At 73.5% G+C, this 9,311-nt stretch carries 9 protein-coding genes and 1 pseudogene; 6 read left to right on the top strand and 4 right to left on the bottom strand.

From position 1 onward, the window contains the following. Positions 1-341 (bottom strand): annotated as a pseudogene (locus ONA70_RS17760) (hypothetical protein); the annotation flags it as partial. 172 nt (positions 342-513) lie between these two features. Here ONA70_RS17760 and ONA70_RS17755 point away from each other — a divergent pair. Beyond that, on the top strand, positions 514-1,116 hold the full coding sequence (locus ONA70_RS17755; RefSeq protein ID WP_265007558.1) for a TetR/AcrR family transcriptional regulator: 603 nt from the start codon (positions 514-516) through the stop codon (positions 1,114-1,116). A gap of 57 nt (positions 1,117-1,173) precedes the next feature. Here the strand turns inward: ONA70_RS17755 and ONA70_RS17750 are convergent, their stop codons facing one another. Continuing rightward, positions 1,174-1,770: a helix-turn-helix domain-containing protein gene (locus ONA70_RS17750; protein WP_265007557.1), complete on the bottom strand. Its 597-nt coding sequence runs from the start codon at positions 1,768-1,770 to the stop codon at positions 1,174-1,176. 79 nt (positions 1,771-1,849) lie between these two features. Here ONA70_RS17750 and ONA70_RS17745 point away from each other — a divergent pair, with 79 nt between their 5' ends. Continuing rightward, on the top strand, positions 1,850-2,869 hold the full coding sequence (locus ONA70_RS17745) for an NAD(P)/FAD-dependent oxidoreductase (protein ID WP_265007556.1): 1,020 nt from the start codon (positions 1,850-1,852) through the stop codon (positions 2,867-2,869). Between the two features lie 67 nt (positions 2,870-2,936). Here the strand turns inward: ONA70_RS17745 and ONA70_RS17740 are convergent, their stop codons facing one another. Beyond that, positions 2,937-4,037 carry a major royal jelly family protein gene (locus ONA70_RS17740; protein ID WP_265007555.1) on the bottom strand — a complete coding sequence of 367 codons (1,101 nt, stop codon included), beginning with the start codon at positions 4,035-4,037 and terminating at the stop codon, positions 2,937-2,939. Between the two features lie 220 nt (positions 4,038-4,257). Between ONA70_RS17740 and ONA70_RS17735 the strand changes: the two genes are divergently transcribed. Genes ONA70_RS17735 through ONA70_RS17720 form a run of 4 tightly spaced genes read left to right on the top strand, consistent with a single transcriptional unit; the run spans position 4,258 to position 8,770 of the window. Next, the gene (locus tag ONA70_RS17735) at positions 4,258-6,528 is read left to right on the top strand and encodes an FAD-dependent monooxygenase (RefSeq protein ID WP_265007554.1); all 2,271 of its coding nucleotides are present in this window, start codon (positions 4,258-4,260) and stop codon (positions 6,526-6,528) included. Next, the gene (locus tag ONA70_RS17730) at positions 6,525-6,845 is read left to right on the top strand and encodes a putative quinol monooxygenase (protein ID WP_265007553.1); all 321 of its coding nucleotides are present in this window, start codon (positions 6,525-6,527) and stop codon (positions 6,843-6,845) included. Before ONA70_RS17735 ends, ONA70_RS17730 begins: the two co-directional genes overlap by 4 nt. Next, on the top strand, positions 6,842-8,065 hold the full coding sequence (locus ONA70_RS17725) for a cytochrome P450 family protein (RefSeq protein ID WP_265007552.1): 1,224 nt from the start codon (positions 6,842-6,844) through the stop codon (positions 8,063-8,065). The genes ONA70_RS17730 and ONA70_RS17725 overlap by 4 nt, the downstream gene beginning before the upstream one ends. Before the next feature lie 39 nt (positions 8,066-8,104). Next, on the top strand, positions 8,105-8,770 hold the full coding sequence (locus ONA70_RS17720; protein ID WP_265007551.1) for a TcmI family type II polyketide cyclase: 666 nt from the start codon (positions 8,105-8,107) through the stop codon (positions 8,768-8,770). A 95-nt stretch (positions 8,771-8,865) separates the two neighbouring features. Here ONA70_RS17720 and ONA70_RS17715 read toward each other — a convergent pair whose 3' ends face one another. After that, entirely contained in the window at positions 8,866-9,273 is a 408-nt protein-coding gene (locus ONA70_RS17715) for a nuclear transport factor 2 family protein (RefSeq protein ID WP_265007550.1), read from the bottom strand. Positions 9,274-9,311: the final 38 nt, after the last annotated feature.

Below are 9,311 nucleotides of genomic sequence, written 5' to 3'. Positions count from 1 at the left end.
CCGGCCCCTCGGGCGGGGAGGGCGGCGCCCGCCGCGGGGCCGGAACCCGCCACGGTCAGCCGGCGGCCATCGGTCAGCCAGGAGCCGGCGTACCGCGCGCCCAGCCGGGCCCGTAGCCGCCGGTCGATCAGCGTCGCCCCGGCCTCCACGCGGAGCCGGGCGACCACCTCGCGGTCGGTGAGCCCGAGATCCCGGCGCATGGCCTCGACCATGCCGGGGGCGAGACCGGTCGCGTCGGCGGCGCCGGCGGGTCCCGGTGGTTGTGCCGCGGCGGCGGTGGGTGGGGCGGCCAGGCCGGCGGCGAGGACCCCGGTGGTTAGCAGCCCGAGGAGCTTGTTCATCGATCTCCTTCCGGCCGGGTCCGGCGGGTGCGGGACCGGCGTGCGACGGGGGAAGAGAGCGCTCTCTCATAGAAGACTGCCTATTAGTTAACTTTCTTGTCAAGTCGACGTCGGGACGGCTTGCGCGACAGGTGTCGCTGAATAGAGCGCAGTCGAACCGTAGGCTGGAGCCATGCGCGATACCGCCGGTCCCGTATTCGCCACCCGGGTCGATCCCCGGGTCCGCCGTACCCGAGAGGCGCTGCGCGCGACGGTGCGGGAGATGGCCCGCGACGGCGACCTGGCGTCGGTTACGGTCAGCGAGGTGGCCCGCCGCTCCGGGATCAACCGGGCCACCGTCTACCTGCACTACCGCGACCGCGAGGCGCTGCTGCTGGACGCCATGGAGGAGGCGGTCGGCGAGATCCTCGACGCGGCCGTCCGCTGCTCGCGCGACCTCGCCGGCACCGCCGACGACACCGACGACCCGCCGGTGCACCTGGTCCAGCTCCTCGACCATCTGGCCGGCAACCGGGTGGTCTACCGGGGCATGCTGGGCCCGCACGGCAGCCCGGAGTTCGCCAACCGGCTGCGCGAGCTGCTCGCCGAGGGCTGGCGGCAGCAGCTCGACACGGGTCGCACCCGGCAGGCGGTGCTGCCCGCCGGGCTGCACGCCGCGTTCCTCGCCGGCGCGCTGCTCGGCGTGATCGTCGAGTGGATCGTCGCGGACGACCCGGCCCCACCCGCCCTCGAGGTCGCCCGCGGCATCTGCGAGCTGCTGCGCAGGCCGCGCTGAACCCTTCTCCGGGGCCCCAGGCGACCTCGTCCGCCCCGGGGGCGGGGAAGCCCCGGTTCAGCTCGGCCGCTCCGGCGTACGGGAACGGGCGCGCAGGTGGGCCCGTTCCCCCTGCCGGCCGAAGAGGCTGAGGAACTCGACCGGTTCCGCGTCGGCGGCGCCGAACCAGTGCGGCACCCGGGTGTCGAACTCGGCCGCCTCGCCGGGGGAGAGCACCAGGTCGTGCTCCCCGAGCACGACCCGCAGCCGCCCGTTGAGCACGTAGAGCCACTCGTACCCCTCGTGGGTCTGCGGGTCCGGCTCCGAGCGGCGGCCGTTGCCGGGGATGACCAGCTTGTACGCCTGGATGCCGCCGGCCCGGCGGGTCAGCGGCAGCATGGTCATCCCGTGCCGGGTGATCGGGCGCAGATGCACGCGCGGATCCCCGGTGGGTGGGGCGTCGACGAGTTCGTCGAGGGTGACGCCGTGCGCCCGGGCCAGCGGGAGCAGCAGTTCGAGCGTGGGCCGGCGGGTGCCCGACTCCAGCCGGGACAGCGTGCTCACCGAGATGCCGGTCGCCGCGGCCAGGTCGGCCAGGGTGGTCTCCCGCTGCTGGCGCAGCGCGCGCAGCCGGGGTCCGACCGCGTCGAGGGTCCGATCGAGGGCGTCGTCCATCCCCCCAGTTTGCCATTCCGGCAACAAAGTTTGCCACCGAAGGCGATCCGCCGGAGAGTGGCCGCGGGAGGTGGTCACGGTGACCGACGAGCTCAGGAGCGAGTACGACGTGGTGGTGGTCGGCGGGGGCGCCGCCGGGTTGAGCGGGGGGCTGACCCTGGCCCGGGCCCGCCGGTCGGTGGTGGTGCTCGACACGGGCGCCCCGCGCAACGCCCCGGCCAGCGGGGTCCACGGGCTGCTGGCCCGGGACGGGACGCCGCCGGCCGAGCTGCTGGCGCGCGGCCGGGCGGAGGTCCGGGGCTACGGCGGGCAGGTGCTGCCCGCCGAGGTGGCGGCGGTGACCCGTGACGGTGACGGGTTCGCGGTGACGCTGGCCGACGGCCGGGCCACCCGGGCCCGCCGGCTGCTGGTCGCCAGCGGGCTGGTCGACCAGCTGCCCGACGTGCCCGGACTGCGCGAGCGGTGGGGCCGGGACGTGCTGCACTGCCCGTACTGCCACGGCTGGGAGGTCCGGGACCGGGCCATCGGGGTGCTGGCCGGCGGACCGATGTCGGTGCACCAGGCGCTGCTGTTCCGCCAGTTGAGCGGTGACGTCACGTACTTCGCGCACACCACTGACCGGCCGCAGGGCGAGCAGGCCGAGCAGCTCGCCGCCCGTGGTATCCGCGTGGTGCCCGGCGAGGTGGCGGCGCTGGAGGTGGTCGAGGACCGGCTGGTCGGGGTACGGCTGGCCGACGGCACGCTGGTCCGGCGGGACGCCCTCGTGGTCGCGCCGCGGATGGTGGCGCGGGCCGGTTTCCTGGCGGCGCTCGGGCTGCGCACCGTGGACCATCCGTCGGGAATGGGGGAGCACGTCCCCGCCGACCCGACCGGCCGGACCGAGGTGCCCGGGGTATGGGTGGCGGGCAACGTGACCGACCCGGCCGCCCAGGTCGGTGCCGCCGCGGCGGCCGGTACGGCGGTGGCGGCCCAGATCAACGCCGACCTGGTCGGCGAGGAGACCCGCCGGGCGGTGGCCGTGTTCCGGGAGCCGTTCTCGCCCGCGTCCGAGGCGCGGGTGGGTGAACTGGTGGCGGGCGACCGCCGGCACGGGCTCTGACCGGTGCCGGGTGCGCGGTCGAGGCGGCCGTGGCCGGCCTCGACCGCGCGCGGCGGTACCTCGCGCCTCAGCGCAGCCGGACCGGCCCGGCGTCGATCTGGACCCGGAACAGGGCGTACGGCCTGCGCCGCAGATCCTGCCCGCACTGGTACCTCGGCTGCCGGTGCAACTGGTTGGCGGTCAGGTAGAGGTACCCGTCGGCGGCCACCGACAGGGTGTCGGGCCACAGCAGCCGGGGGTCGTGCGCCACCGTCTCGTACTCGCCGTCGGGGTTTCGACGCAGCACCGCGTTCTGCTCGTACGAGGTCAGGTAGAGGCGGCCGGCGTCGTCGGTCTCCAGGCCGTCCGAGCCGCCGCCCTTGTCACCCTCGTCCACCACAGTCGCCGCGACCTCGACATCGTCGCGCGTACGGTCGGTCAGCGCGTCGGTGGCGACGCTGTACCAGCGCCGGGAGGCGAGCGGGCAGTAGTGGAGCCGGGCGCCGTCGGCGGAGATGGCGATGCCGTCGGAGCCTATCGCCACCGGCTTCGGCGGGCCGTCCGCCGGCCGTTCCAGGAAGGGGCGCCCCTCCACCACGGGCCGGAAGGTGGACAACGGCTCCGCCTTGGTGGACGGGTGGTCGTGCAGCCGCCGCCAGGACGCGCCGCTGGCCAGGTCCACCACGATGATCCCGTTCGGCCCCGAGCTGGACGAGTCGGTGATGTAGGCGGTGCCGGCGTCGCCGCGGCGCAGGTCGAACCGCACGTCGTTGAGGTACGTCGAGGGCAGCGCCACGTCCGTCGGGAACGTGATCGCCTGGGCCACCGTGTCGGTGTCCAGGTCGATCCGGACCAGCTTCGGGCCGCCCGGGCGGGTCGGCTGGAACATCGGGCTGCCGGTGTCCAGCACCCAGAGCCGGTCGGTCGGGTCCACCACGACGCTCTGCACCGAGACGAACGCCGTCGGGTCGTCCGCGCCGGCCGGGCTGTTCCACGCCTCGTCGGGGAACGGCACCTCCCGCCCGTCGCGCAGCTCCACCACGGTGGCCGGCACCTGGTCGCCCCACTTCGGGAAGTTGACGAAGATCCGGCCGGTGTGCGAGACGCTCACCCCGGTCGGCATCGCGCCCGTGAAGGTGTGCACCAGTTCCAGCTCACCGACCGGCTGGTCGCCTACAGGCCCGTTCATCCGCCGCTCCTGACTCGTGGTTGCGCTCCGCCGTTCCCGCCGCCCCGCCGGGCAAACCTGCGCCGGACCGCCATCACCCGTACGCGGTCCGGCGCCGTCCGGCGTCACCGCGGGCGGACTCGGGGTCCGCCGGCGGTGACGGGCGGTTGACGCGAACTCCGGCAGGGTCGCGGGCACGACCTCCGCCCCTCGCCCCGTCCCGGCCGCCCGAGGAGACCTCATGATCAGGACGATGCTCCGGCTCACCGCCCGCCCCGGATGCGAGTCCGTGGTGGAGACCGCGTGCCGGACCATCGCCGGACAGATCGCCGGGCTGGCCGGCAGCATCCGGCAGGACCTGCTGTGCGACGCCGACGACCCGAGGGTGTTCGTCCTGGTCACCGAGTGGGCCGACGAGCGCGCCCGGCGCCGGTACACGGCCGGTCCGGTGGCCACCCGCTTCACCGAGGCCGTCCGCCCGCTGTGCGCCGGGCCACCGCGCCACCGGGTGATGCGGGACGCACCCACCGGCTCGACGATCTACGTGGACGTCGAGCTGACCGTGCCGGCGGACCGGCGCGCGGAGTTCCGGCGCGGCTACGCCGAGGTCCTTGGCCGGATGGCCACGGTGCCCGGCTACCTGCGCGAGGAACTGCTCTGCGAGCCCGGGTCGGACGTCCACCACATCTTCGCCGAGTGGCGCGGCGAGGCGGAGTTCCACCGCTGGATCGGCAACCCGGCGCACGCGCAGGAGGAGGCCGGCCCGATCGCGCCGTTCCTCCTCGACATCCGGCGCCGGCTGTTCCACGCCGTGGCCGATCCGGACAGCAGCCGAGAACCGAGGACCGGCAGGGAGGCCGACGTGCACAGGACAATCGACGTACTCGTCGTCGGGGCGGGGCCCACCGGGCTCACCGCCGCCGTCGAACTGGCCCGGCGCGGCGTCGACTGCCGGGTGATCGACAAGTTGGCCGCGCCGCCGGGCCAGGCCGACAAGGCGATCGGCGTGCACTGCCGCACGATGGAGCTCTGGGAGGAACAGGGCATCGTCCGGGAGGCGATGGACGCCGGCGTCTGGCTCACCGGCAACATGGTGTTCGTCAACGGCGTCGAGACACACCGGATGAGCTGGGAGCTGCCCGGCCTGCCGTACGCGCACCTCGGCCTGCCCCAGTACGAGACCGAGCGCCTGCTCACCCAGCGGCTGGCCACCCTGGCCGTACGCCCGAGGCGGGGGACCGAGCTGGTCTCGTTCACCCAGGACGACGAGGGCGTGACGGCCGTGCTGGGCACCGCCGACGGCGGCACCGAGACGGTACGCGCGAAGTACCTGGTCGGCTGCGACGGCGCGCACAGCCGGGTCCGCGAGCTGCTCGGGTTGACGTTCACCGGCGGGCTGGGCCGGTTCCCGCAGCTGTTCATGCTCGGCGACGTGGACGTCGACTGGGACATGCCGGACGGCCACCTGCTCCGGTTCCTGCACGAGACCGACGGTCGGATGGACGGCATGCTGGTCTGCGTACCGCTGCGCGGCGAGAACCGGTACCGGATCGCCACGCTGGCCCCACCCCGGTTCTTCGCCCAGACCGGCGGGCAGGACGCCCCGCCCGGGTTCAGCGAGGAACTGGCCGAACCGACCCTGGCCGACGTCCAGGCCGCGCTCGACCACCTCGCCCCGCCCGGCACCCGGGCGTCGAACCTGCGCTGGTCGTCGGTGTTCCGGATCAGCCACGGCATCGTCGACCGCTACCGCGACGGCCGGGTGTTCGTGGCCGGCGACGCGGCGCACCTGCACCCGCCGGCGGGCGGCCAGGGCATGAACACCGGCATCCAGGACGCCTGGAACCTGGCCTGGAAGGTGGCCCTGGCGGTACGCGGCATCGCCGCGCCCGGCCTGCTCGACAGCTACGAGACCGAGCGGCGGCCGGAGGGCGAGGAGATCGTCGGCCGGGCGGTACGGATGGCCTTCACCGACGAGTTGGACCGGGCGGACCTGGAGCGACAGTTCCTCCAGGAGATGTCCATGCTGCTCAGCTACGCCGGCAGCCCGTTGGTCGGGGAATCCGTCGCCGATCCCGACGCGCTGCGCGCCGGCCCCGGACCCGGCGACCTGGCCCCCGACGTCGCCGGCCTGCACCGGCGCGGGGTCGGCCACCCGCTGCGGTTGCGCGACCTGACCCGGGGCACCCGGCACACCCTGCTGGTCTACGCCGACGCCACGGCCGAGGAGAAGACGGTGACCGCGCTGGCGGAGCTCTGCGCCGACGCGCAGCGGCAGGCGTCCGGCGAGCTGGTCGGGTACCTCCTGCTCAGCCCGGACGCCGCCACGCCACGGCTGCTCGCGCCGCCCGCGGTGGTCGACACCGACGGCGCGTTCCGCGCCCGCTACGGCGTCGCCGGCACCGCGCTCTACCTGGTCCGTCCGGACGGCCACGTCGGATACCGCAGCCAGCCGGTCGACGGCGACGGCCTCCGCAAGCACCTGCACCTGGTCTTCGGCGGTGCCCGATGACCCGGGTCCGCACGGTGCTCGCGATGCGCGCCCGCGCCGGCTGCGAGGAGCGGTTCGAGGCGGCGTGGCGGTCGGCCGCCGAGGAGATCCGCACGCTGGACGGCTGCCTGCACCAGGACCTGGTGCGGGACGCGGACGACCCGCGCAGCTACCTGATCATCAGCGACTGGGTCGACCGGGAACGGCTGGACGCCTTCGGTCGTAGCGAACACCGGGACCGGCTGCTGCGCATCATCCGCGAGCTGCGCGAGTCCGCCCACCGGAACACCTATCAGGTGCTGCACAGCGTCAGCGGCGAGCCCCAGGAGTCGAAATGACCGAGGACCCGGTACCCGGCAAGGAGCTGTACACCGACGAGTTCGCCGCCGACCCGTACCCCACCTTCGCGCGGCTGCGGACCGACCGGCCGGTGTGTCCGGTCAGCGCCCGGTTCGACCAGTACCTGATCACCCGGTTCGACGACGCCCGGGTCGCGCTGACCGACCCCCGGCTCTCCAAGGACCTCTACGGCCCCGGCCAGCACTACCTGCGGATCTTCGGTCCGAACTCGGCCGGGCTGAACCGGAACATGCTGAACTCGGACCCGCCGGAACACACCCGGCTGCGCCGGATCGTGTCGCAGGCGTTCGCGCCGCGCCGGATCGAGGCGCTCCGGCCCCGGGTCGCCCGGATCGTGGACGACCTGCTCGACAAGGTCGTCCCGCACGGCCGGTCCGAGCTGATGCACGACTTCGCGATCCCGCTGCCGATGACGGTGATCTGCGAGCTGCTCGGCATCCCGCCGGCCGACCACGGCCGGGTGCTGGACTGGACCCAGGTGATCCGGACCTCCGGCTCGTCCGGCCGCAGCCCGGAGGAGGAGCGGGCGGCGGTGCAGGACGCCCAACTGCGGTTGCACCACTACCTCGCCGACCTGGTCGGCGCCAAGCGGGCGCACCCGGCCGACGACATGATCGGCGCGCTGATCGAGGTCTGCGACGAGGAGGCGACGCTGTCCGAGGCGGAGGTCGTCGCCACCACGTTCCTGCTGCTGTTCGCCGGGCACCAGACGACCGCCGACTTCATCGGCAACGCCGTGCTCGCCCTGCTGACCCATCCCGACCAGCTCGAACTGCTGCGTACCACGCCGCAGCTGCTGCCCGCGGCGATCGAGGAGCTGCTCCGCTTCGACGGCCCGCTACCGGTGGCCAGCCCCCGGATCGCCACCGAGGACGTCGAGTACCAGGGGGTCAAGGTCCCGACGGGCGCCGTGGTCGGCGTGGTGATCAACGCGGCCAACCACGACCCGGCGCACTTCGCCGATCCGGACCGGCTGGACATCTGCCGGGTACGCGGCCCGCACCTCGGCTTCGGCCACGGCGTCCACTACTGCCTCGGTGTCTCGCTGGCCCGGATGGAGGCGCAGATCGGCCTCGGGGCGCTGCTGCGCCGGTTGCCGGGGCTGCGCCTCGCCGTGCCGGTCGCCGAGGTACGGCGGCTGCCGGCGGCGTCCCCGTTCCGGGGGCTGCTGGAACTCCCGGTCACCTTCGCCGCCTGACGTCAGGCGTCATCCGTCAGTCTCACCCAAGGAGCAGCCATGGTCTTCCGCAACGTGATCGTCTGCCGCATGGTCCCCGGTAGCGAGGGCACGGTCGGCGACGTCTTCGGTTACTACGACCGGACCACCCGGCCCCAGGACCTCGGGGTGATCGGGCGGATCCTGCTGTCCCACCACGACCTCTACCTGCACGTGATCGAGCGCGTGCAGGACCCGAAGATCTCTGGGCAGACCCGTGGGCTGCCCGCGTTCCAGAAGATCGCCGAGGCCATCGAACCGTACGTCACGCCGTATCCGCGGTACTGGAAGAACCCGTCCGACTCGGTCGCCAAGGAGTTCTACCGCTGGGCGCCGGAGGACGGCGTCGCACCCGAGGACACCACGTTGACGGTCATCGTCCAGCGGATCAAGCCGGGGGCCGAGGCGGACGTGGCCCGGATCTTCGCCGAGTCCGACGCCGGCCCGCTCCCGGCCGAACTGGGCGTCGCGGCGCGCTTCCTCTATTCGATCGACGACGTCTTCGTGCACCTGATCGAGCAGGACGCGTCGGTCGCCGAGAGCCTCCGGCACAACCACCAGAAGCCGGCCTTCGGTAGGCTGATGGCGGAACTCGCCCCGTACGTCGAGGCGTACCGGCCGGAGAGCTGGCGGGGCCCGCAGGATGCGGTGGCCACCGTGTTCTACCGCTGGCAGGCCGAGGACTGACGGGTCACCACCTACCTGGGAAGGCGACGGTGCGCGGCCCGCCGAGTGGTGGGCCGCGCACCGTCGCAGTTTCCGTCGAACCACGCGTGGTCGGGTCAGCTCACCTTCTCACCGCGGCTGGCCCGGACGATGCCGTCGGTGTCGGAGATGCCCTCGCCCTTGATCACCTTGCCGTCGCGCAGCGTCCAGAAGTGCACGAAGCGCACGTTGAACTCGCCGCCGCTGCGGAAGTGGCCGTACCACATGCCGATGGCCGCGGCCCAGTCGTCGCCGGAGACCCGGACCTCCTCGACGTCGAACCGGTTGTCGTCGAGCAGCTCCAGCGCGCCGGTGAAGTACTGCATCGCCCCGTCCAGGCCGCTGTAGTGGCCGGTGGACCACGGCAGTGACTTCGGGGTGACGATCTCCGCGTCCGAGTGGAACAGGCTGACCACCGCCGGCGCGTCCATCCGCTTCAGGCCGTCGTAGAGCGCCTCCACGACCGCCTCGACCCGTTGCGTCATGCGATCCCTCCCCGGGTACGGCCGCCCCACCCGGGGCG

Source organism: Micromonospora yasonensis, from assembly GCF_026013475.1.
GTDB classification, from domain to species: Bacteria; Actinomycetota; Actinomycetes; order Mycobacteriales; family Micromonosporaceae; genus Micromonospora; species Micromonospora yasonensis.
Note: the sequence above shows the minus strand (reverse complement) of the source record. Positions and strands in the feature narration are given on the sequence as shown.